Genomic DNA, 23,251 nt, shown 5'->3' on the forward strand with positions numbered 1-23,251 from the left:
ACATAGCTTAACTGTGTCGTGTTCTAGGTTTTCTTGATTTCCTGAGCAGGAAAAATAGGCAAAACGCCGAATCTAGGGCTCATTTCGCTTGATTTCCTGCACAGGAAAAATAGGCCAAACGCCGAATCAAAGCTTCATTTTGCTTGATTTCCTGATCAGGAAAAATAGGCTAAACACCGAACCAAGCATTGATTTTTTTAAAATCTAGAGTAGCTTTGAGCTAAGAAACGGACGGAGGCTCGTCCAAGCTTTCGGTGCAGGGGTAGCAATGAATTACGATTTCGAAAAGCATGAACCGCTGATGAGCGCCTTCGCTGAGGCATTTGAAGAGGCCACAGGATCAGCGTTGTCAGCGATCAAGATCAATCCTGAGGGCGAGCCCTGGGAGCCGGATGCCATGGGTCACCTGAATACCCCCGAGGGCGACTGGCGTCTAGTATTCTCCATCAAGAAAGAAGCGTATCCACGGGACATCAAGGATGCACTGTGGGATCTGCATGGGCATCAGAGCCGGACTAGGAATGCCTCTGACATGGTGCCCATTTTCCTTGCCGAACACATCAGCAAAGGAGCGCGGGACGAACTCAGAAACCGTGGCGTGAGCTTCTTTGATTCGAGTGGCACACTGTTCTTCAAACACCGAAACTGGCTAGTCAACATCGAAAAAGGTAAGTCTGCGACCAAGGGCACCCTCCGAGAAGTTGATGTGTTCAAAGGTTCACGTGAGAAAATCATCCATACCCTGCTTCATATGGATAGGGATTGGTTTCATGGTCAGCAGGTAGTTGAGCTTTCCCAAACCTCTGGCGCTACCGTGTCTAATTTGCTCCAAGAGCTTGAGCGTCTTGGTTGGGTAGAATCCCAAGGAGAAGGGCGACATCGAGTTCGTCGGCTCATCAGACCTAAAGAGCTACTGGATGCCTGGGCCGAAGCATGGGCACAACGCAGGCAACAAATTTCACGCTGGTACTTTTTCTGCCAAAACCCTAAAAGGCTTGTCGAGGAATTGTCCTCAAACATGAGCTGGAATGGTCGTGACCAACGACATGGTTTGTCGGTAGCATTCACAGGCGCTATCGCTGCCAATCGTCTGTCCCCCCTACTCACTCATGTCGATATTGCAGAAATCATAGTACCGACAAAAGCTGAGCGAGTTGCTGAAAAACTTGGTCTTAAACCAGCCGAAAAAGGTGCGAACGTTGTTTTGATCGAGCGCTCAGGTGCCAGCGAACTCTTCCAGGAGTATTCAGACACTGAACGAGCTTGGTTCGCGAGTCCTTTCATACAATACCTTGACCTCCTAAATGGCCGTGGACGAAACGCAGAGCTTGCGGCCCAATTTCGTGAAGATATTTTAAAGGTGTAACGTGGCAGTAGAAGCTAAACCACAGTCGGCTGATGGATACAGTGCTGCACATACACATACCTGTGAGCAAGTCCTCGTCACCCTCCTCAGCGCCTTCGGTTCACTGAAGGATACTATCCGCCTGGTAGGCGGCTTGGTGCCGAGGTATTTGACGCCTGAACAGTACCCAGATGTACCGGCCCACTTTGGTACATCTGATGTCGACGTTGCGCTTAATCTCTCCGTGCTCGCATCCGGAAACTATACTTCTCTGTCCAAGCAACTGCTGGCTCGCGGATTCAAACGATGGGTTGATCCAAAAAATGGCTGGGACACAGCATGGCGGTGGGAATATCAGATTTCTGCCAAGCAAGTCGTTTTGGTTGAATTCCTTAGAGGCTCAACCGATGACTGCCCACCAAGCAAGATTGCTGCACTCGACGGTGAGGATGTTTCAGCACTCTCAGTACAGCACATGGAAATTGTGCATGACTGGTACGAGTCGAGAAAAATTGAGGCGGAAATGCTCGGTGATCGAGGCGTTACCATCGAGACCGTACATTACGCTGACGTCCCGGCATTCATCATCCTCAAAGCCTTGGCATTTCACAGTCGCGCAGAGAAGAAAGACTCTGGCGACCTGATTCATGTGATGCGCTATGCCGGTACTCTCGAAGATGTAGTGGGCCAGTTTGTTGCGCGTGCGAAGTCTGGCTTGCATGCAGAGGCCGTCAAGGCATGTCGGATCGCACTGAAAGAGAGATTCTGCAGCACCTTGAAGACAGAGGGGCACGAGCTGATCGGGCCTAAATCATATGCTCAGTTTATGCTCGGAAAAGGGGCGGATGAAGAGGAGCTTGTATCAGAGGCACGTTATGCGTCAGGCCTCATCGAAAATTTCCTGAAGCTGCTTGAGCGTGATCTCGGGCCAGTTGAATAACTAGCCTGAAACCGCAGAAAAACAGGCAGCTAGGTCGTAACGGCTAGCGGCCTGGTGTTAAGCACCATACTGAAGAGCAAGCGGAGCGCGCCAGGCGTGAGGATGGAAGCCCGTAAGGGTCGAGACACGCAGTGGCTCGATTCACGACAGCCGCTCCCGCAGGGCACGCCCAAACCTCAAGGTTTCCTAGGCTTCGCCCTGGCCGTCGCTTCAGCAACTAATGGATCTTCAGGCCAATAATGCTTGGGGTATCTACCTTTGAGATCTTTCTTTACCTCGACATAGGTGCTGCGCCAGAAGCTGGCGAGATCCTGGGTAACCTGCACAGGCCTACGAGCCGGCGACAGAAGATGCAGAATCAGCGGCTGCTTGCCCTGGGCTATGCGTGGAGTTTCCGCCAAGCCAAACAGTTCTTGCAGCCTCACAGCGAGGATTGGCGGATGTTGCGAGTAGTCGATACGGATATTCGATCCGGACGGCACCTGGATCGCTTGAGGCGCCTGGGTTTCCAGCTCCTGTGGAAGCGGCCAAGGCAGGAGGTTTCTGACTATCGAAGACAGATCCAGCTGGCTGAAGTGGCCGAGCCTCGTGACTTTGCCCAGGTACGGCGTGAGCCACTCTTCGAGGGTGTCGAGAAGATTGGCATCGCTGAGATCAGGCCATTTGCTCTCTGTCTGACCATTCTGGATATCCAGCTGACGCAGCAGATCGACCCGCGCCTGCCACTGCCGTAGCTCGGGGCTCCACGGTAGGAGCTCGATGCCCTTGCGCCTCACCAGGTTGACCAAGGCAAGCGAACGGGTTTGCTCATCAAGACTCGGCAGAGCTTTCGTCGACAAGATGAGCTGCCCAACCTTCAACTGCCGCTCAGCCTTCAGCACTCCTTCCCTTTCGTCCCAGTCGACCTCATCCACCGACCTCACAAGGTCAGCCAGTTCGTCATCGAATAAGGCCGGATCGAGGTCACTCGCCAGGTAGATCCGCTCCTCACGCTGCCCTTGCCGGCTACCCAGGTCGGCCACCACCAGCCACTCGTGCTTGGTGAGGGCATCGGGCTCTGAGAACACCGCAGCACGACCATTGGAGAGACGGTATTCGGATGCACTTGCACGCCTCTGCAGGCCGATTCGGTCAGGGTAGGCAAACGCCAGGAGGCACCCTACCCACCGTGGGTGATCGGGCTCGCTGACAGGGCTGGAGGCCTTCCCGCGCAGCAGGGATCGGTACTGCCGAGCAGACTGCTTCACCCGCTGGAGGGAACCACCACTACGACGTGAATGTTGCTCGCCTGACAAAGCACTCAGCCTGGTGTGAAGGTCAGCACCGGCTCCACGGAGGATGTCCTTCTCACCGAGCAGCGCCGCGATGTTGCACGCCAGATCATCCATGCCCATCGCATTGCCCTTGATGAGCATGTGGGCGATCCGTGGATGCGCTGGAAGCTCGCTCATGGCCGAGCCGTGCGGTGTGAGCTGTCCTGCATCATCGAGTGCGCCCAGGCGCTTCAGCAGGTCTCTGGCTTGGCCGAAAGGAGCTGATGGAGGTTGGTCGAGCCAGGTCATCTCTTCCGGTTTCATTCCCCACCGAGCCAGCTGGAGTGCCAGAGCTGCGAGATCCGCCTGCAGGATCTCTGGAGTGCTGTAGCCGGCCATTTGCTCGTGCTGCGACTCCGACCATAGGCGATAGCAGACGCCTGGCTCCAGGCGCCCTGCCCGACCCGCACGCTGGGTAGCACTGGCCTTCGAGATACGCTGAGTGTCGAGTCGGGTCATGCCACTGCGAGGATCGAACTTCGGCACTCGCTCGAGACCACTGTCCACCACGACCCTGACGCCTTCGATAGTCAAGCTGGTCTCGGCGATGTTCGTGGCCAGTACGATCTTTCGGGAGCCCTTGGGTGCCGGGTCAATAGCAGCACGCTGGGCGTTCAGATCGAGGTCACCGTACAGGGGGCACACAATCACGTCTGGACGGTTGCTCAGCTGCTCCTTGAGGTCTTCTGCCACCCGCCGAATCTCTGCCTGCCCAGGAAGGAAAACCAGAACGCTTCCCGACTGTTCATTGATGGCGGCCAAGCAGGTGTCTGTGACTCGCGCATCGATTCGCTCACCCGGCTGATAACGGCTACCCCAAACCGTCGAGACCGGATACATCCGCCCTTCACTGGTGACCACAGGCGCATCATTCAGCACCTTTGAAAGGCGAGCACCTTCCAGGGTTGCAGACATCAGTAGCAGCTTCAGCGGTGGCTCATCACGCAGCAGTTCACGGGCACTCAGGCACAGAGCCAGTGCAAGGTCAGAGTCAAGGTTTCGAAGGTGATACTCATCGAAGATGACCACGCCCACCCCGTCCAGCGCAGGATCATCTTGGAGCCGGCGCGCCAGGATACCTTCGGTGACCACCTCGATCTGGGTTCGCGGGCCTACTTTGCTCTCGAGACGAATGCGGTAGCCGACGGTCTCACCAACCTTCTCACCCAGCTCACTCGCCAAACGCTCAGCCGCCGCCCGAGCAGCCAGCCGGCGAGGTTCGAGCATCAGGATCTTCTGGTCACCAAGCCAAGGTTGGTTCAGCAGCGCCAGGGGCACCCGAGTGGTCTTGCCCGCACCAGGTGGCGCTTCAAGGATCACTTCGTTGCGGTTGGCCAAGGCCTCTCGTACGTCTGGCAATACGAGGTCAATAGGTAGAGAAATCATCGAGGCTCCCAAATCAGGGAGGCAGTATACGACGGGCTCTGTGGAGAGGTGGTTCAGCTCAGAGGCTGTGAAGGGAAGGACGGAAGTTTTTGACAAGAATATGATGATTTTCGTGCAATCGGCAAAACGTGGAATTCATCGAAAATCAGCAACCCAACCCCCTCGAGCGCCGGATCGGCCTGCAGTCGACGGGTGAGGATACCTTCGGTGACGACCTCGATACGGGTGCCCGGCCCGACCTTGCTGTCCAGGCGGATGCGATAGCCGACCGTCTCGCCAACCTTTTCCCCAAGCTCGCTGGCCATGCGCTCGGCGGCAGCGCGGGCCGCGAGACGACGCGGCTCGAGCATGACGATGCGTTGCCCGGCCAGCCAGGGCTCGTCGAGCAGGGCCAGGGGTACGCGGGTGGTCTTGCCGGCACCGGGCGGCGCCTCGAGCACGGCTTCGTGACGTTGGCCCAAGGCTTTGCGCAGGGCGGGCAAGACAGCATCGATCGGTAAAGAATTCATGGTGGTCCTCAAGCTGGCGAGCGAGTATAACGGCGAACCGAGACCGCTTCGTCATGGTCTGAGCATCAGGTGCGGACGCTTTTGCCCGACCTCCTGCAGTCACCTTTCCGGAGATTCACATGCGCATCCATTCCCGTGTCATCGGTGGCGCCCTCATCGCCGCCCTGCTGACCCAGCTGACGGCCTGCGGCACCATCCTCTATCCCGACCGTCGCGGCCAGATCGAAGGCAAGATCGATCCGGTAGTCGCCGTCATGGACGCGATCGGCATCCTCTTCTATGTCATCCCTGGCCTGATCGCCTTCGGTGTCGACTTCGCCACGGGCGCCATCTACTACCCAGGCGGCAAGACCGCCCAGGTCGACCCGGCCAAGCTCAAGCCTGCGGTCGATGCCGATGGCAAGATCGACAACCTCAAGCTGCAGGCTATTCTCGAAAGCGAACTGGGCCAGCGCCTGCCCCTGAACGATCCGCGGCTGATCCAGCACCGCGGCAGCGTTGAACAGCTGGCCGTCTTCGGCCTGGTCCCGGCCGCCTGAGCGACACCGGAATGACACGCCACGCATGACTGCCACCGCCGAACATCAACGCCTGCTGCGCCTGGCCACCCGTGCTTCGCTGACGGTAGCCAGCATTCTCGTCCTGGCCAAGGCCATTGCCTGGTGGCTGAGCGGCTCGGTGAGCCTGCTCGCGGGCCTGACCGATTCGGCGCTCGATGCCGTCGCCTCCTTCCTCAACCTGCTGGCGGTGCATTACGCCCTGCGCCCGGCCGACGACGATCACCGCTTCGGCCACGGCAAGGCCGAGGCCCTGGCCGGTATGGCCCAGGCATTGTTCATTGCGGTCAGTGCGGTATTGATCGGATTCCAGGCGGTGGAGCGCCTGCAGACGCCACAGCAGCTGGGCGACACGGGCGCGGGCATTGCGGTGATGCTGCTGTCGCTGGCGTTGACCGTGGCGCTGCTGGCATTCCAGCGCAAGGTCATCCGCATCACCGGCTCCACTGCGGTACGTGCCGACTCGCTGCATTACCGCTCCGACCTGCTGCTCAACGGAAGCATCCTGCTCGCCCTGCTGCTGGCCGGCTTTGGCTGGCCACAACTGGATGCGCTGTTCGGCCTGGGGATCGCGCTGTACATCCTCTGGAGCGCCCTGCAGATTGCCCGCGAGAGTACCTCGATCCTCATGGACCAGGAGCTCCCCGCCGACATCGGAGAACGCATGCAGGAACTGGCCCTGGCCATTCCCGGCGTCAAGGGCGTGCACGACCTGCGTACCCGGGTGTCAGGCAGCCATTGGTTCGTCCAGTTGCACCTGGAACTGCCCGGCGCACTGCCGCTGCATGACGCCCATGCCCTGTGCGTGAAGGCATCGGAGGCGATCCGCGAGCGTTATCCGCGCGCAGATGTCATGGTGCACGCCGACCCTGTCTAGCGGCCAGAGCACATTTGCGCTGCCTCCCCTAAGCCTCGCCCCTCAGTTGACGCTGTACCCCCGACCGCTCAGGCACGCTGCCAGCGAGCGGCGATAGCCGTTGGCTACATTCGCCGGTGGCGCATAGGTGGCCGTGGCCGGATCGAACCCGGACTGGCTGACGGCCCAGCGATGGCATTGGTAACGATCCTGCTCCTGCTGCTCCGGGCCCTGTCCGTTCGCCGGATAGGCGACGACGTCATAGCCATTGTCCGCCTGAGGCTGGGGTTGCGGTGCATACGCCGGGGCGGACGGATTGACCACCACGTACTCCTGGCTGTCAGGCTGATACTGGTAGTAGGTATCGGCTACCAGGAAGTAGAGCAATCCGCTCAACCACACTTCCTGGGCGTAGGGAGGCAGGTAGTTCACCCGCACGCCATAAGGCGGGCGCACCACGATGTAGCCGCCGCTATGCGGGCGATACCAGTAGCCGCCTGAATAGAAGTAGTCCTGACCGCGGTAAGGCACTTTCCAGTAACGGTCCGGAAAACGGTCCGTGGTGTAGCCAGGGCGGTATTGCGGCCCCGGCCCCCAGCCATTGCCATGGCCGTCGGGTCGGCCCTGCCAATCACCGCCCGGGCGCTGGCCAGGGCCGCCCGCCTCCCAGTGGCGGATATCGCCGTTACGGCGCGGAATATCCTGATAGTAGCCCTGGCGCGGTGGCTGGGTCTGGCGCACTTCGTCACGGGAGTTGAGTGGCGAGCTACCTTGGGCTGGACCGTTGGGCTCCTGCTGGCCACCCCAGCCACGCCCGTCGCCCGGCCCCTGGGCCAGCGCCCCGAGGCTGATGCCCATGCCCAGCAAACCAACACCCGCCCACTGCCAGATGCGTGACCTCATGCTCGTCCTCTCGATAACCACAGCGCTTGATGGCAGCAGTCTAACCTGAGGCAGGGGCAGGCAGATGAAATCCCCCCAGGCACACGAGCAATAAAAAAGGGAGGCCATTGGCCTCCCTTCAGGAATTGTCGTCCGTGCTCGACGCTTGTGACGTCGGCTCACCTCACAGTGTCTTCTGGACGCTGTGCAGCCCGGGGGCCAGGGCGATCCGGTTGGATGGCTGGCCGCGACCGCCCGCCTAGGGCGCGTCGCCGTGGACTTGAGTCCGGGCAGTGATTCTGTTGATAAAGATAGAGGAATGGGTGCGGCAGAGGATTGCGAAGATTGCTCTGATAAATAGCACTTGCGCAATTTTTCACTCAGGATTGATAATTCGCCGCAATCTGAACAGAAAAGGCATTCTTGATGAGCAAGCTCGACCGCTACGACCTGAGCATTCTTGCCGAATTGCAGCGCGATGCACGCATTTCCAACCAGGAACTGGCCGAGCGTATCGGCCTGTCCCCCTCGCCCTGCTCCCGGCGGGTCAAGCAGCTCGAAGACGACGGCTATATCTCGCGCCAGGTGGCCCTGCTGGACCGCAAGAAGCTCGGCCTGAGCCTCACCGCCTACGTGCTGATCGGCATGGACCGCCACACCCCCGAGCGTTTCGAAACCTTCGAAGCCGCCATTCGCAACCTGCCCCAGGTGCTCGAGTGCAGCCTGGTGACCGGGATGGACGCCGACTACCAGCTCAAGGTGGTGGTACCGGACATGGACCACTATCAGAAATTATTGCTCGGCAGCCTGACCCGTATCGAAGGCGTCACCAGCGTGCGTTCGAGCTTCGTGCTCAACCAGGTACTGGCCAGTACCGAGATGCCATTGACCCACCTCCGTTAAAACCTGCGATACCCGGCGTATGATCGGGTCTTCAGACTGCCTGGAGCTTTAAAGATGGATCCCGCCGTTTTCGAAGAATGGATGATGATCATCCTGGTCACCGTGCTGATCGGGTTCATGGGCTTCATCGTCTGGGACCTGGCGAAAAAGTCCAAGGCCGGGCGCTTCGGCACGCTGATCCTATTCTTCGTGCTGGGGTTGGGGGTGCTGGCCTTCATCATCAAGAGCGTGGTGGTGGGGTTTCTCGAAGGGGTGTAGCGCAGGCCAGACCCAATCGCGGGACAAGCCCGCGATTGCGCCAGAGCAGCCCTATAGCCGTGCCGGCACCTCGCGCCAGCAGCCCTGCTCCAGCCCATCGAGGCTCCAGTCACCGATCCGGACCCGCACCAGACGCAAGGTCGGTAGCCCCACCGCCGCCGTCATCCGTCGCACCTGGCGGTTGCGCCCTTCGCGGATCACCAGTTCCAGCCAATGGGTGGGAATGCTCTTGCGAAAGCGTACCGGCGGGTTGCGCGGCCAAAGCGCTGGCTCCTCCAGAAGACGTGCCTCGGCCGGCAGCGTCTTGCCGTCGTTGAGTTCGACTCCATCGCGCAAACGCTGCAACTGCTCTTCGCTCGGCTCACCTTCGACCTGCACCCAATAGGTCTTGGGCAATTTGTGCTTCGGGTCGGCAATGCGCGCCTGCAAACCGCCATCATTGGTCAGCAGCAGCAGCCCCTCGCTGTCACGGTCCAGACGCCCCGCGGGGTAGATACCCGGGATATCGATGAAGTCCTTGAGCGTGGCGCGCCCCTGGTCGTCGCTGAACTGGGTCAGCACATCGAAGGGCTTGTTGAACAGGATCAGGCGAGGCTCGGCCGGCGGCGCCTTGGGCGGGCGACGCGGGCCGGAAGGACGCGCCGCCGGGCGGCGCGGTTTGGAGCGGGGTGGCAGGGGCATGGATCCTCAGCGGAACGGCGGCTCATCGAAGCTGCGCAGTTTACGCGAGTGCAGCGAGTTGAGCTCGGTGCGCAGCAGGTCGAGGGCAGCGATGCCGATCTTCAGATGCTGGCTGACCGCACGGTTGTAGAAGGCGTTCGCCGAGCCCGGCAGCTTGATCTCGCTGTGCAGTGGCTTGTCGGAAACGCACAGCAAGGTGCCGTAGGGCACACGCAGGCGATAACCCTGTGCCGCGATGGTGCCGCTCTCCATGTCCACCGCCACGGCGCGCGACAGGTTGATCAGCGGGCGCTCCTGGGCCCAGCGCAGCTCCCAGTTGCGGTCATCGTAGGTAAGCACGGTGCCGGTCCGCAGACGCTTTTTCAGTTGCTCGCCGCGCTCCCCGGTCACCTGCGCCGCCGCTTCCTGCAGCGCCAGCTGCACCTCGGCCAGGGCCGGGATCGGAATGTTCGGCGGCACCACGCGATCGAGGATGCCGTCGCGACGCATGTAGGCGTGGGCCAGCACGTAGTCGCCGATGGTCTGCGACTGACGCAGGCCGCCACAGTGGCCGATCATCAGCCAGCAGTGTGGACGCAGAACGGCCAGGTGGTCGGTGATGTTCTTGGCGTTGGACGGGCCGACACCGATGTTGACCAGGGTGATGCCATCACCGTCGGCGGCGATCAGGTGGTAGGCCGGCATCTGGTAGCGATGCCAGACCACGCCCGCCACCAGAGCCTGGGCCTCGCCGTTGTCCATGCCCTTCTCGATCACGACATTGCCCGGCAGCACCATGCGCACGAAACGCGGATCCTGGCGCAACTGCTCGAGGCCATGGGCGATGAACTGGTCGACATAACGGTGGTAGTTGGTCAGCAGGATCCACGGCTGCATGTGGCGCCAGTCACTGCCGGTGTAGTGCACCAGGCGACGCAGCGAAAAGTCCACACGGGCGGCGTCGAACAGCGCCAGTGGCAGCGTCTCGGCGCTTTCCCAGTCGTACAGGCCATCGGCGATGTTGTCGGTGGCGGCAGACAGGTCGGTGCTGGGGAACACCCGCGCCAACTGCGCGGCGGTGATGCCGCTGCCGGCCAGTTCGTCGCCCTGGTCGACCACATAGGGATACGGGATGTTCTGCTCGCTGACACCCACTTCCACCGTCACGGTGTAGTCGTTCATCAACGGGCGTAGCTGCTCCAGCAGATAACCGCGGAAGGCGGCCGGCTGGGTGACGGTGACGCTGTAGGTCCCGGCGACCTGCACCTTGGCATAGGCGCGCGTGGTGGCGGCAACTTCGCCCTGGCTGTAGTAGGTGAGGCGCAGGGCCGGATAGCGGAACTGGGCGCGCTGGTCTTCGTCCGGCTCGGTGCGGTCCTTGAGGTAACGCTTGAGGGCCTGGCTGAGGGCCCCGGTGGCCTGTTCATGCAGGGCCGCCAGACGATCGACGGCCTGTTCGGGGGTATCAACGACTACAAAGGCTTGGCTCACGCTGGGCTTCCTGTCTTGGAGTGCATGCAGGGTTTCCATCTTGCCTGCCTTCGGCGCTAAAAACACCCCCGCTGGTAAATGGCGACCCCTTCGCGGGTACACCCGCTCCCACAGGTGCTGCGCTGTATTTGAAACCTGCGGTGAACGTGTGGGAGCGGGCTTGCCCGCGAAGGGGCCAACGCGATCAAAGCGGAGTGGCCCGCTCCATCAGGGCCTGGGCATCGACGCCACGTGGCAACGCGCCATACACCCGGCCGCCCGTGCCCAGCCGACTGCCGATAAATGCATCGCTCACCGTGGCATTGCCCGCCTCGAGCAGCAGCTTGGCCTGAATCGCCACGGCGATGTCCTCGGTCAACTGGCGTGCCCGGTACTGGATGTCGCTGGTGTCGGCGAAGGCCCCCTTGAGGTTGCCGATGTGCGCAGCCAGCCGCGGATCGCCATGGCCATCCCCCAGCTCGACGAACAGGGCCTCGAGCACGCCCGGCTCCTTGGACAGCGCACGCAGCACATCCAGGCACTGCACATTGCCCGAGCCCTCCCAGGTGGAGTTGACCGGCGCCTCGCGGTACAGCCGTGGCAGGATGCTGTCCTCGACATAACCGGCGCCGCCCAGGCATTCGGCCGCTTCGTTGATCATCGCCGGGGCACGCTTGCAGATCCAGTACTTGCCCACCGCCGTGACCAGACGGGCGAAATGCGCTTGCTGCGGATCGTCGAGCTGATCCAGCGCCTGGCCCATGCGCAGGCTCAAGGCCAACGCTGCTTCGCTTTCCAGCGCCAGATCAGCGAGCACGTTCTGCATCAGGGGCTGCTCGCTGAGCAGCTTGCCGCCAACCTTGCGGTGCGCGCAGTGATGGATGGCCTGGGTCAGGGCCTGGCGCATCAAGGCACTGGAGCCGACCATGCAGTCGAAGCGGGTCATGGCCACCATCTCGATGATGGTCGGCACGCCGCGCCCCTCCTCACCGATCATCCAGGCCAGGGCACCCCGAAATTCGACTTCGCTGGAGGCGTTCGAGACGTTGCCCAGCTTGTTCTTCAAGCGCTGGATGTAGAACTGGTTGCGCTGATCGTCCGGTCGATGGCGCGGCAGCAGGAAGCAACTCAGGCCTTTTTCGGTCTGCGCCAAGGTCAGGAAGGCATCGCACATCGGCGCCGAACAGAACCATTTGTGCCCCACCAGTTCGTAGGCCTGCCCCGGCCCGGGCGTGCCGACCGGATAAGCTCGGGTGGTGTTGGCACGCACGTCGGTGCCGCCCTGCTTCTCGGTCATGGCCATGCCGATGGTCACCCCGGCCTTGTGCCGGTCACCGATGTTGCGCGGATCGTACTCACGCGCCAGTACCTTGGGTAGCCAGTATTCGGCCAGCTCCGGCTGCAGGCGCAGCGCCGGCACGGCGGCAAAGGTCATGGTCAAGGGGCAGCCGGTGCCGGCTTCGGCCTGGCTGTGCAGGTAGGTCATCGAGGCCCGGGCCACATGGGCGCCAGCACGCGGCTCGGCCCACGGCAGCGAGGGCAGGCCATGCTCGACCGCAGTGCGCATCAGCTCGTGGTAGGCCGGATGGAAGGTCACCAGGTCGATGCGGTGCCCATAACGGTCGTGGCTGCTGAATTCGGGTTTGTGGGCATTGGCCAGGAACCCTGCAGCCATCAGCGGCCCGCCCGCCAAGGCACCATAGGCATCGATCCGCGCCTCGGCCCATCCCGCCCCGAAACGCCTCGACCATTCCTGCAACGGGACATCGAGGCGGTACAGATTGGCGCCGTCGAGCGGCGGCGGCTGGTTGGTGACTTCGTGGGTTTCGGCGTACTGGTGCAGGTTCATGGGCGGCTCCTGGATCCGAACTGGCCTGGAAAGTCCAGTGAAGCACTCATTCCCCATGAGTCAAAGTGGCAAAAGCGCCGATTCTGGCGACCCGACCTACTAAGCCCCAGGCCCGGAAGCCATTCGCCCGGCAGGAGACTGCACCTGGGCCACGGCCACCGTCATCGCCAGTTCGAAGCGGCTGCCCAGGCCACGCGTCGACTCATGGGACAGGCGCGCGCCGATGAGCTCGCCCAACTGGCGACAGATAGACAAGCCGATACCCAGGCCGCCATAGCGCCGGGTCATGGAACCATCGACCTGGAAAAAGCGCTGGTACAGGATGGCCTGGTCCAGATCGTCGAAACCGATGCCGCTGTCGCTGACCGTCACACTCAGCGCCAGGCTGTCGGGGCCGATCCGGCGACCGCGGGCCTGGATCATCACACCGCCCTGATGGGTGAATTTCAACCCGTTGTCCACCAGGCAGGCGAGGCAGCGGGCAAGCTTTTGCGCATCGCACACCAGGCTGTCGGGCAGGTCCGCAGGCACGTCCAGGCTCAGGTACAACCCCTTGCCCAGGGCCTGCCCGGCATACCCTGCCCGCAGCTCCTGCAACAGTCGCCGAAGGCTGAACGGTGCGCCGTGAGCGCGCAGACGGCCCGCCTGGAGTTCGGTGAGGATCAGGATGTCGTCGACCATAGCCATCATGTCCTGTGCCGAACCCACGGCCGTGCGGTGATATTGCGCCTGCTCGGCGCCCATGGGCAGGGTCTGCATCAGTTCCAGCGAACCGATCACGCCGTTCATCGGTGTGCGAAGCTCATGGGTGACGGTGGCAAGGAATTCATCCTTGAGTCGATTGCTGCGCGCCAGTTGCTGATTGAGCTGCTCGAGTTTTCGGCCGCTGTCACGCAACGCCCGCGACTGTTCCTCGCGCAGGCGGTTGATGCGATCGGCGAGGGCCAGCGACAGCAACGCTACTTCCAGTGCCGCGCCGATCTGGCTGGCGTACATGGTCAGGAACACGTTGGGCAGGTAACCCAGCACCATCAACGTATTGACCAGCCCGCCGAGCAGAAACGCCGTCCAGGCGATGACGAACCAGCGCGCAACGCGCACGCCACGCCGCCAGGCCATCACACCGACAGCAAACACACTCACCGTGAAGGTCAGCGCCAACGCCGTGGCCATGCGCAGCGCCACGCCATAGGACAGGCTGACGGCCAGCAGCATCACCAGCACACCCCAGGCCATCAACAGCAACAACAGACGGTCGAACCCCGGGCTGAGGCGACGCACCTGCAGGAAGTGGCGGGTGAACTGGCAGCCGAACAGACCGGCCGCACCGATGAACAATGGCGTGGCGGCGTTGGTCCACCAGGGGCTGTCAGACCAGAAGTAAGCGACCCCGGCACCGTTCACCGAGATCTGATACAGGCCGAACGCACCTATATAAAGGATGTAGTAGAGATAGCTGACATCGCGCACGCTCAGATAGATGAACAGGTTGTAGACCAGCATCACCAGCAGTACGCCGTAGATCATGCCCAGTACGTAGAAGCGCCCCGGCTGCGACTCGATGTAGGCCTCGGCCGACCAGAGGGTCAGCGGCGCCTGCACCGATCCCTGGCTGTGCAGGCGCAGGTAGACCGTGGTGGTCTGCTCACGGGGCAAAGGCAGCTCGAACAGGTAGTTGTTCTGCCGGATCTGCCGACTGGCGTAGGGCAAGGCATCGCCGGTGCGTTGCGCCAGGCGCCATTTGCCCTCCCCGTCAGGCAGGTAGAGTTCCAGGTGATCCAACGGAGGGTAGGCCAGTTCCAGCAACCATTGGCGGGGCGCGGCTGCTGGCAGACCGACAGGACGCAGGTCGAGTTTCAGCCAGAACACCGACGTCGAGTAGCCGGCATTGAGTACGTCCTGGGTGTGCGTGCGAAAGCGCGAGGCGAACGCTGGCGCGCTGACCTGGTCGATGCTGGCGCTGCCATCCACGTCTTCGTAGACCTGCATCAGCTTGCCCAAGGGGAGTTGCCGGGTAGCATCGTCGAAATCGACCGCTCCGGCGAGCAGGGGCAGGCAGCCCAAGAGCACAATCAGCAAATAGCGCATACAGCCCCAGCATGGTCTGCGCGGTTGCGTCGTGATTGCCTCCCATCCCTTTGAGACGACGAAACCCGGCAGCGCCGTTAATAGAGTTATCCGAGCACTCTAGCATAGCCTTGGGAGCCGTCCAGCAGCCACTGTCAATTTGCCAGAAAGCGCTCTAGAACGGTAATTTCAGGCATTACCACAGATTCAAGTTGACCAAATGGTCAACTAAATTGCCGCACTCGCCGATTCGCGCAAAGGGGTTTGATGGTAAGCTCGCCGACCATGAATACCTACAGCTCCCGCCCCGTTGTCCTCTGTCTCTCCGGCCACGACCCCAGTGGCGGCGCCGGCCTGCAGGCAGATATCGAAGCCCTGATCGCCCAAGGCTGTCACGCCGCCCCTGCCGTGACCGCACTGACCGTCCAGGATACCGTCAACGTTTCCGACTTCCGCGTGCTCGACCGCGAGTGGGTGCTGGCCCAGGCCAACGCCGTGCTGACCGACTCCAGCGTGGCAGCGGTCAAGCTGGGCATGCTCGGCTCGACCGAGATGGTCGATACCGTCGCCGAGCTCCTCGCCGCGCATCCGCACCTGCCGCTGGTCTGCGATCCGGTGCTGCGTGCCGGTGGTGGCGGCCGCCTGGGCAAGGACGAGGTCGGCTACGCCCTGCGCGAGCGTCTGCTGCCGCGGGCCACCATCGCCACGCCCAACCTGCCCGAGGCACGCATCCTTGCCGAACTGCCGAACGGCAGCGCAGACGAATGCGCAGAGAAACTTCTGCCGTTTTGCGAGCATCTTCTGATTACCGGCGGCCATGGCGACGAGGTGGAAATTCACAACCGTCTGTACAGCCGCAGCGGCCAGCAACACACTTGGACCTGCCAGCGCCTGCCCGGCAGCTACCATGGTTCAGGCTGCACGCTGGCCAGCGCCCTGGCCGGTCGCCTGGCGTTGGGCGAGCAGCTCGAAAGTGCGGTGCGCAGCGCCCTGGACTACACCTGGCGCACGCTGCGCGACGCCGAGCAACTGGGCAAGGGCCAGTACGTGCCCCGCCGCCTGCCCCTGGACTTCTGCTCCTGATACGAGGCCATCACATGAAGCTACGCGGCCTGTACGCGATCACCGACAGCCAGCTGCTCGCCGGCCGTTTCCTTTCGCATGTCGAGGCAGCGCTCGAAGGCGGTGTCTGCCTGCTGCAGTACCGCGACAAGGGTGACGATGCGGCGCGACGCCTGCGCGAGGCCGAAGCGCTGATGCAACTCTGCGAACGCTACGGCACCCAACTGATCATCAACGATGACGCCGAGCTGGCCGCGCGCCTGGGCGTCGGCGTGCATCTGGGGCAGACCGACGGCCCGCTCACACCCGCCCGTGCCTTGCTTGGGCGCAACGCCATCATTGGCTCGACCTGCCATGCCAGCCTCGACCTGGCCGCAAAGGCCGCCAGCGAAGGCGCAAGCTACGTGGCCTTCGGCCGCTTCTTCAATTCCCTGACCAAGCCCGGCGCCCCGGCTGCTAGCCTCGAGCTGATCGAGCAGGCCCGCGCCCAGGTCAAGCTGCCGATCGCAGTGATCGGTGGCATCACCCTCGACAACGCCGCCCCGCTGGTCGCCCATGGCGCCGACCTGCTGGCGGTGATCCACGGCCTGTTCGGTGCCGACAGCGCGCAGGAAGTCACCCGCCGCGCCCGCGCCTTCAACGCCCTGTTCGCTTCCTGATTTCGAGAGAAGATCCCATGTCCCGTTCCGAAACCCTGTTCGCCCAAGCCCAGAAGCACATTCCCGGCGGCGTCAACTCGCCGGTGCGCGCCTTCAAGAGCGTCGGCGGCACCCCGCTGTTCTTCAAACATGCCGAAGGCGCCTATGTGGTCGATGAAGACGACAAGCGCTACGTCGATTACGTCGGTTCCTGGGGCCCGATGATCCTCGGCCACGGTCACCCGGACGTACTGGACGCGGTACGCCGTCAGCTGGAGCACGGCCTGTCGTACGGTGCGCCGACCGCCATGGAAACCGAGATGGCCGACCTGGTCTGCTCGATCGTGCCGTCCATGGAGATGGTGCGCATGGTCAGCTCAGGCACCGAAGCCACCATGAGCGCCATTCGCCTGGCCCGTGGCTACACCGGTCGCGATGCGATCATCAAGTTCGAAGGCTGCTACCACGGCCACTCCGACAGCCTGCTGGTCAAAGCCGGTTCCGGCCTGCTCACCCAGGGCGTGCCGAGCTCGGCGGGCGTGCCGGCCGACTTCGCCAAGCACACACTGACCCTGCCGTTCAACGACATCGCAGCCGTCGAGAAGACCCTCGCCGACGTTGGCCAGACAGTGGCCTGCATCATCGTCGAGCCGGTAGCCGGCAACATGAACTGTGTACCGCCGGCGCCAGGCTTCCTCGAAGGCCTGCGCGCGCTGTGCGACAAGCACGGTGTGGTGCTGATTTTCGATGAAGTGATGACCGGTTTCCGCGTATCGCTGGGTGGCGCCCAGGGCCACTACGGCATTACCCCGGACCTGTCGACCTTCGGCAAGATCGTCGGTGGCGGCATGCCGGTAGGCTGCTTCGGCGGCAAGCGCGAGATCATGGGTTGCATCGCCCCGCTCGGCCCGGTCTACCAGGCAGGCACCCTGTCGGGCAACCCGCTGGCCATGGCCGCCGGCCTGACCACCCTCAAGCTGATCAGCCGCCCGGGCTTCCACGACGAGCTGAGCGCCTTCACCAGCCGCATGCTCGATGGCCTGCAGCAACGCGCCGATGCTGCAGGCGTACCGTTCGTCACCACCCAGGCAGGTGCGATGTTCGGCCTGTACTTCACCGGTGCCGACGATATCGTCACCTTCGACGACGTGATGGCCAGCGACGCAGAGCGCTTCAAGCGCTTCTTCCACCTGATGCTCGAGGGCGGCGTGTACCTGGCACCGAGTGCGTTCGAGGCGGGCTTCACCTCCATCGCCCATGGCGAGAAAGAGCTGCAGATCACCCTGGATGCGGCCGAGCGGGCATTTGCCAAGCTGAAGTGACCCACCTGACGGCCTCATCGCGGGGAAGCCCACCCCACAGCTATCGTCTGTGGGGCAGGGTTGTACCCCGATGAGGCTGCTTCAGAGCAAAACGTGAGCCCCATCACAAGTCGCACAAATACACCTCGATGCAGAATTTCGAGTAAAACTTTGTAAGGTTGGCGCTGCTTATCCCATAATGTGCCACCAGAGACATTGGCCGCAGTTTTGCAGAGGTAAGTCGATCCCCATGAACCGCACCGGCCGCGCCCTCACCCTGGGCTGCCTGTTGCTTCTTCAGCCCCTGCTGGCCCTGGCAGAGGGCGGTAACTCGTTGCTGATTCCAGCGACGGGCCGCTGCACTCTCAATGCCCAGCCGCAAGACCTGGAGAATGCGCTGAAAGCCTGCGCGCAAAGTGCGGAATCCGGCGATGCCCAGGCGCAGTATGAACTGGGCGAGTTCTACTACACCGGCAACCAGGCCCCCAAGGACCTGAACAAGGCACTGAACTGGTTCGAGAAAGCCTCGCTGCAGGGTCATGCCCAGGCCCAATATCGTCTGGGCGGCATGTTCTTCCATGGCGAGGGGGTCAAGGCCAACAACGTCCAGGCCTATATCCTGCTGAAGATCGCTGCGGTCAACGGCGCCGAAGACGCGCTGGACATGGCCGACGAAGTCACCGAGCAGATGCCCCGCGACGAACTCGAGCATGCCACGCAAGTGCTCGGGCAGATCTTCCGCAAGTACCTTCTGGAGCTGCAAAGCGCCGAAGGGCGCACGCCGTTCTCGCCGCTGCCCTGATCCGATCATCCAATCGTCAAATGGTGCTGGCAGACTGTCAGCCTTGCCCTTGATCGTTTCAGATCTTTCGCCACTGTCGCTCAAGGGTTATTCTTGAGTTCATATCCCTCGTCGAGCGCCTTGAACCGACCTTGAACGCACCCATACAACCCCATCGCTTCACCCTCGAGCCCTTCGAGGCCCACCGTTTCGCCAACTTGTGTGGCCAGTTCGACGAGCACCTGCGCCTGATCGAACAACGCCTGGCCATCGAGATCCGCAACCGCGGCAATCAGTTCGAACTGATCGGCGAGCCCAAGACCACCTCCGCCGCCGAACAGCTGCTGCGCCGTCTCTATCGCGAGACCAAGGCCACCGACCTGTCGCCGGAAACGGTCCACCTCTATCTCCAGGAGTCCGCGGTCGAGAACATCGACAACCCCGCCGTCAACGAAGTCAGCGTCTCGCTGCGCACGCGCAAGGGCAACATTCGCCCGCGCGGGGTCAACCAGCAGCGCTACGTCAAGGAAATCCTGGCCAACGACATCAACTTCGGCATCGGCCCGGCCGGCACCGGCAAGACATACCTGGCCGTGGCCTGCGCCGTCGATGCGCTGGAGCGCGAGCAGGTACGCCGCATCCTGCTGGTACGCCCGGCGGTCGAAGCCGGCGAAAAGCTCGGCTTCCTGCCCGGCGACCTGGCCCAGAAGATCGACCCTTACCTGCGCCCGCTGTACGACGCCCTCTACGAGATGCTCGGCTTCGAGCACGTGGCCAAGCTGATCGAGCGCCAGGTGATCGAGATCGCCCCGCTGGCCTACATGCGCGGCCGCACGCTGAACAACAGTTTCATCATCCTCGACGAAAGCCAGAACACCACCCTCGAGCAGATGAAGATGTTCCTTACCCGCATCGGCTTCGGCTCGACTGCTGTGATCACCGGCGACATCACTCAGGTCGACCTGCCGCGTGGCACCAAGTCGGGGCTGGCCCACGTGATCGAAGTGCTCAGGGACGTCCCGGGCATCAGTTTCACCCATTTCCAGCCCAAGGACGTGGTACGCCATCCGCTGGTGCAGCGCATCGTCGAAGCCTACGATCGCTTCGAAGCCCGTCAGGCCAAGCCCGAGGCGCCCGCCAAAGATGCTTGAACTCGATCTGCAACGGGCCACCGATACCCCCGCCCCGGACGACGCGGCATTCCGCCGCTGGTGCGAGCTGGCATTGCGCCAGCGCAGCGCCGACTCGGAAATGACCATCCGCCTGGTCGACGAGGCCGAGGGCCGCGAACTGAACAACACCTACCGGCACAAGGACTACGCGACCAACGTATTGTCCTTCCCTGCTGACGTGCCCGACGAACTGCTGGATATTCCGCTGCTGGGCGACCTGGTCATCTGCGTGCCGGTGGTCGAGCGAGAAGCCAGCGAACAAGGCAAGGCGCTGGAGGCACACTGGGCGCACCTGGTCATTCACGGCTGCCTGCACCTACTCGGCTACGACCACATCGACGACGATGAGGCCGAGGAAATGGAAGCCCTGGAACGCGAATTGCTGGCCGAACTGGGTCATCCTGACCCGTACGCCGATGACGACACCGATTCAATCAACCCTTGATCACTGCAAAGGAACACGAGTAAACCGCCATGAGCGAAGATCGATCGAGCAACGGGCAGAAGTCCTGGCTGGGTAAACTGACCCAGGCTTTTGCCCATGAGCCGAAAAACCGCCAGGAGCTCCTCGAGCTGCTGCGCGAAGCCCATCAGAACAAGCTGCTCGACAGCGAAGCGTTGACCATCGTCGAAGGTGCCATCCAGGTCGCTGACCTGCAGGTACGCGACATCATGGTCCCGCGCTCGCAGATGATCAGCATCAAGGCCAGCCAGTCCCCACGCGAATTCCTGCCAGCGGTGATCGACGCCGCGCACTCGCGCTACCCGGTGATTGGTGAAAGCCATGACGATGTGCTCGGGATCCTGCTGGCCAAGGACCTGCTGCCGCTGATCCTCAAGGAGAACGGCGACAGCTTCAACATCAAGGACCTGCTGCGCCCGGCCACCTTCGTGCCGGAGTCCAAGCGCCTGAACGTGCTGCTGCGCGAGTTCCGCGCCAACCACAATCACATGGCCATCGTCATCGACGAATACGGCGGCGTCGCGGGCCTGGTAACCATCGAGGACGTGCTGGAGCAGATCGTCGGCGACATCGAGGACGAGCACGACGTCGAGGAAGACAGCTACATCAAGCCACTGCCCAGTGGCGACTTCCTGGTTAAAGCGCTCACGCCGATCGAGAACTTCAACGAGTTCTTCGACAGCGAGTTCTCCGACGATGAGTTCGACACTGTCGGCGGCCTGGTCATGAGCGCCTTTGGTCACCTGCCCAAGCGCAACGAAACCACCGAAATCGGCGCCTATCGCTTCCGCATCCTCAATGCCGACAGCCGCCGGATACACTTGCTGCGCCTGACCCCGATCACCCGCTAAGGACGAACATGCGCTGGATCACCCGCCCCGGCTGGCCCGGTAACCTGCTGGCCATGGTGGCCGGCGCTTCCACCTCCCTGGCCCTGGCGCCCTTCGACATCTGGCCGATCGCCTTGCTGGCGATCATGCTGTTCTACCTCGGACTGCGCGAGCTCAGCCCGCGCCAGGCTTTGGGTCGCGGCTGGTGCTATGGGTTCGGCCTGTATGGCGCTGGCACCAGCTGGATCTACGTCAGCATCAATACCTACGGCGGGGCGTCGCCCTTGCTGGCGACCCTGCTGCTGCTGGCATTCTTCGCCGCCATCGCCTGGTTCTTCGCCCTGCCCGCCTGGCTCTGGGCGCGCTGGCTGCGGCGCAACGAGGCACCACTGGCTGACGCCCTGTGCTTCGCCGCCCTGTGGCTGTTGCAGGAGGCGTTCCGCGGCTGGTTCCTGACCGGTTTCCCCTGGCTCTACGCCGGCTACAGCCAGCTTGACGGTCCGCTGGCGGGGCTTGCGCCACTGGGGGGTGTCTGGCTGATTTCCTTCGCCCTGGCACTGTCTGCCGCGCTGCTGTGCAACCTGCACCGTTTGCGGGCACGCCCGGCCTTCCTCGCCGTGGGCGCACTGCTGCTGGTCGCCCCGTGGGGCATCGGCCTGGCGCTCAAGGACCACGCCTGGACCCGACCGGCCGGCGAGCCACTGAAAGTGGCTGCGGTGCAGGGTAACGTCGAGCAGGATCTGAAATGGGACCCGGCCCACGTCAACGCCCAACTGGCGCTGTACCGCGACATGAGCCTGAGCTCCAAGCCGGTCGACCTGTTGATCTGGCCCGAGACCGCGGTACCGGTGCTCAAGGACCAGGCCCAGGGCTACATCGACATGATGGGCAGCTTCGCCTCTGACCGTCATTCGGCGCTGATCACCGGGGTGCCGATCCGCGAAGTGGTGCACCACCAGCGCCGCTACTACAACGGCATCACCGTGACCGGCGAAGGCGACGGCACCTACCTCAAGCAGAAGCTGGTGCCATTTGGCGAGTACGTTCCGCTGCAGGACGTGCTGCGCGGGCTGATCGAGTTCTTCAACCTGCCGATGTCCGACTTCGCCCGCGGGCCGGAAGACCAGCCTCTGCTGCAGGCCAAGGGCTATCAGATAGCGCCGTACATCTGCTACGAAGTGGTCTACCCGGAATTCGCCGCAGAGCTGGCAGCGCAGAGCGATCTGCTGCTGACCATCAGCAACGACACCTGGTTCGGCACCTCGATCGGCCCGTTACAGCACCTGCAGATGGCACAGATGCGCGCACTCGAGGCGGGCCGCTGGATGATCCGCGCCACCAACAATGGTGTAACGGCCCTGATCGACCCGTTCGGCAGGATCACCACCCAGATTCCGCAGTTCCAGAAGGCGATTCTGTATGGTGATGTGGTGCCGATGCAGCAGCTCACGCCTTACCTGCAGTGGCGCTCGTGGCCATTGGCAATCGTCTGCGTGCTGCTGATGGGCTGGGCGCTGCTGGCAGCCAGGATTGCCAGAGCCCTATAACAGACTGTGTGAAAACCTAGCAATCTGCCCCGCCCTTTAAGAGAATGCTCCGTATCGAAAGATACGGAGCATTCTTCGTTATGGCCTACATACAAGGAGAGTCCCGCAGCCAGACCAGCTTGTTCCCGGTCTCGCTGGAGGAATTGATCCCGGAAGATCACCTCGTACGGGTCATCGACCTGTATGTCGCCAAGCTTGATCTGGGTCAGCTCGGCTTTGAGAAAACTCAGCCCAAGGCCACCGGGCGCCCCGCGTACGACCCCGCCGATCAGCTAAAGCTCTACCTTTATGGTTATTTCCAGCGCATTCGCTCGTCCCGGCGCCTGGAAGCCGAATGCCAGCGCAACATCGAAGTGATGTGGCTGATCAACCGGCTCAAACCCGACTTCAAAACCATCGCCGACTTCCGCAAGAACAACAAAGCTGCGTTCGTCGCGACATGCCGTGCCTTTGTGCAGTTCT

The 23,251-nt window shown here is 62.3% G+C and carries 21 protein-coding genes and 1 pseudogene; 15 read left to right on the forward strand and 7 right to left on the reverse strand.

Features of this window, described 5'->3' with window-relative positions; genetic code table 11:
• The first annotated feature begins 268 nt into the window (after positions 1-268).
• Complete coding sequence (locus VA602_RS13170; RefSeq protein WP_323453411.1) at positions 269-1,366, forward strand: type IV toxin-antitoxin system AbiEi family antitoxin; 1,098 nt, start codon at positions 269-271, stop codon at positions 1,364-1,366.
• Position 1,367: 1 nt separating this feature from the next.
• Positions 1,368-2,285 carry a hypothetical protein gene (locus VA602_RS13175; protein ID WP_323453412.1) on the forward strand — a complete coding sequence of 306 codons (918 nt, stop codon included), beginning with the start codon at positions 1,368-1,370 and terminating at the stop codon, positions 2,283-2,285.
• Positions 2,286-2,461: 176 nt separating this feature from the next.
• Here VA602_RS13175 and hrpB read toward each other — a convergent pair whose 3' ends face one another.
• Together hrpB and VA602_RS13185 are read right to left on the reverse strand one after the other, a co-directional pair.
• Positions 2,462-4,984 (reverse strand): ATP-dependent helicase HrpB, encoded by a 2,523-nt coding sequence (gene hrpB, locus VA602_RS13180; RefSeq protein ID WP_323453413.1) that lies wholly within the window; start codon positions 4,982-4,984, stop codon positions 2,462-2,464.
• Between the two features lie 128 nt (positions 4,985-5,112).
• Positions 5,113-5,493 (reverse strand): annotated as a pseudogene (locus VA602_RS13185) (DEAD/DEAH box helicase); the annotation flags it as partial.
• 119 nt (positions 5,494-5,612) lie between these two features.
• On the opposite strand from VA602_RS13185, the gene VA602_RS13190 reads away from it, so the two are divergent.
• Both VA602_RS13190 and VA602_RS13195 read left to right on the forward strand, forming a co-directional pair.
• Positions 5,613-6,032, forward strand: coding sequence for a polyribonucleotide nucleotidyltransferase (locus VA602_RS13190; RefSeq protein ID WP_323453414.1), 420 nt, complete (start codon positions 5,613-5,615; stop codon positions 6,030-6,032).
• Between the two features lie 25 nt (positions 6,033-6,057).
• Positions 6,058-6,927, forward strand: coding sequence for a cation diffusion facilitator family transporter (locus VA602_RS13195; protein ID WP_323453415.1), 870 nt, complete (start codon positions 6,058-6,060; stop codon positions 6,925-6,927).
• Positions 6,928-6,969: 42 nt separating this feature from the next.
• Here the strand turns inward: VA602_RS13195 and VA602_RS13200 are convergent, their stop codons facing one another.
• Positions 6,970-7,809 carry a DUF6515 family protein gene (locus tag VA602_RS13200; RefSeq protein ID WP_065861527.1) on the reverse strand — a complete coding sequence of 280 codons (840 nt, stop codon included), beginning with the start codon at positions 7,807-7,809 and terminating at the stop codon, positions 6,970-6,972.
• A gap of 405 nt (positions 7,810-8,214) precedes the next feature.
• Here VA602_RS13200 and VA602_RS13205 point away from each other — a divergent pair, with 405 nt between their 5' ends.
• Both VA602_RS13205 and VA602_RS13210 read left to right on the forward strand, forming a co-directional pair.
• Entirely contained in the window at positions 8,215-8,691 is a 477-nt protein-coding gene (locus tag VA602_RS13205) for an Lrp/AsnC family transcriptional regulator (RefSeq protein WP_016712159.1), read from the forward strand.
• A gap of 54 nt (positions 8,692-8,745) precedes the next feature.
• Entirely contained in the window at positions 8,746-8,949 is a 204-nt protein-coding gene (locus VA602_RS13210; protein ID WP_013974331.1) for a DUF2788 domain-containing protein, read from the forward strand.
• Positions 8,950-9,000: 51 nt separating this feature from the next.
• On the opposite strand, the gene VA602_RS13215 is transcribed toward VA602_RS13210, so the two are convergent.
• The 4 genes from VA602_RS13215 to VA602_RS13230 all read right to left on the reverse strand — a co-directional run bounded on the left by VA602_RS13215 (position 9,001) and on the right by VA602_RS13230 (position 15,016).
• Positions 9,001-9,630 (reverse strand): pseudouridine synthase, encoded by a 630-nt coding sequence (locus tag VA602_RS13215; RefSeq protein ID WP_054892833.1) that lies wholly within the window; start codon positions 9,628-9,630, stop codon positions 9,001-9,003.
• Between the two features lie 6 nt (positions 9,631-9,636).
• Entirely contained in the window at positions 9,637-11,139 is a 1,503-nt protein-coding gene (gene amn / locus VA602_RS13220; RefSeq protein WP_172964794.1) for an AMP nucleosidase, read from the reverse strand.
• Between the two features lie 145 nt (positions 11,140-11,284).
• Entirely contained in the window at positions 11,285-12,928 is a 1,644-nt protein-coding gene (locus VA602_RS13225) for an acyl-CoA dehydrogenase family protein (protein WP_323453416.1), read from the reverse strand.
• 99 nt (positions 12,929-13,027) lie between these two features.
• The gene (locus VA602_RS13230) at positions 13,028-15,016 is read right to left on the reverse strand and encodes a sensor histidine kinase (protein WP_323453417.1); all 1,989 of its coding nucleotides are present in this window, start codon (positions 15,014-15,016) and stop codon (positions 13,028-13,030) included.
• 264 nt (positions 15,017-15,280) lie between these two features.
• Between VA602_RS13230 and VA602_RS13235 the strand changes: the two genes are divergently transcribed.
• From VA602_RS13235 to VA602_RS13275, 9 genes are all read left to right on the forward strand, one after another.
• A complete protein-coding gene (locus VA602_RS13235; protein ID WP_063546626.1) occupies positions 15,281-16,078 on the forward strand; it encodes a hydroxymethylpyrimidine/phosphomethylpyrimidine kinase in 798 nt (265 codons plus the stop codon).
• A 14-nt stretch (positions 16,079-16,092) separates the two neighbouring features.
• A complete protein-coding gene (gene thiE, locus VA602_RS13240) occupies positions 16,093-16,716 on the forward strand; it encodes a thiamine phosphate synthase (RefSeq protein WP_323453418.1) in 624 nt (207 codons plus the stop codon).
• A 17-nt stretch (positions 16,717-16,733) separates the two neighbouring features.
• Positions 16,734-18,017 carry a glutamate-1-semialdehyde 2,1-aminomutase gene (gene hemL, locus VA602_RS13245; RefSeq protein ID WP_054892828.1) on the forward strand — a complete coding sequence of 428 codons (1,284 nt, stop codon included), beginning with the start codon at positions 16,734-16,736 and terminating at the stop codon, positions 18,015-18,017.
• 229 nt (positions 18,018-18,246) lie between these two features.
• Positions 18,247-18,798, forward strand: a complete 552-nt coding sequence (locus VA602_RS13250; RefSeq protein WP_054892827.1) for a tetratricopeptide repeat protein — start codon at positions 18,247-18,249, stop codon at positions 18,796-18,798.
• A 131-nt stretch (positions 18,799-18,929) separates the two neighbouring features.
• Positions 18,930-19,928, forward strand: coding sequence for a PhoH family protein (locus VA602_RS13255; RefSeq protein WP_112897246.1), 999 nt, complete (start codon positions 18,930-18,932; stop codon positions 19,926-19,928).
• The gene (gene ybeY / locus VA602_RS13260; RefSeq protein WP_063542617.1) at positions 19,921-20,394 is read left to right on the forward strand and encodes an rRNA maturation RNase YbeY; all 474 of its coding nucleotides are present in this window, start codon (positions 19,921-19,923) and stop codon (positions 20,392-20,394) included. Before VA602_RS13255 ends, ybeY begins: the two co-directional genes overlap by 8 nt.
• A gap of 29 nt (positions 20,395-20,423) precedes the next feature.
• Complete coding sequence (locus VA602_RS13265) at positions 20,424-21,263, forward strand: HlyC/CorC family transporter (RefSeq protein ID WP_054892824.1); 840 nt, start codon at positions 20,424-20,426, stop codon at positions 21,261-21,263.
• Between the two features lie 8 nt (positions 21,264-21,271).
• Positions 21,272-22,789 (forward strand): apolipoprotein N-acyltransferase, encoded by a 1,518-nt coding sequence (gene lnt / locus VA602_RS13270; protein WP_323453419.1) that lies wholly within the window; start codon positions 21,272-21,274, stop codon positions 22,787-22,789.
• A gap of 80 nt (positions 22,790-22,869) precedes the next feature.
• Positions 22,870-23,251: transposase (locus VA602_RS13275; protein WP_323453072.1), on the forward strand; the 382-nt coding region annotated here is incomplete at its 3' end.

The organism is Pseudomonas machongensis (assembly GCF_034961125.1).
GTDB classification, from domain to species: domain Bacteria; phylum Pseudomonadota; class Gammaproteobacteria; order Pseudomonadales; family Pseudomonadaceae; genus Aquipseudomonas; species Aquipseudomonas machongensis.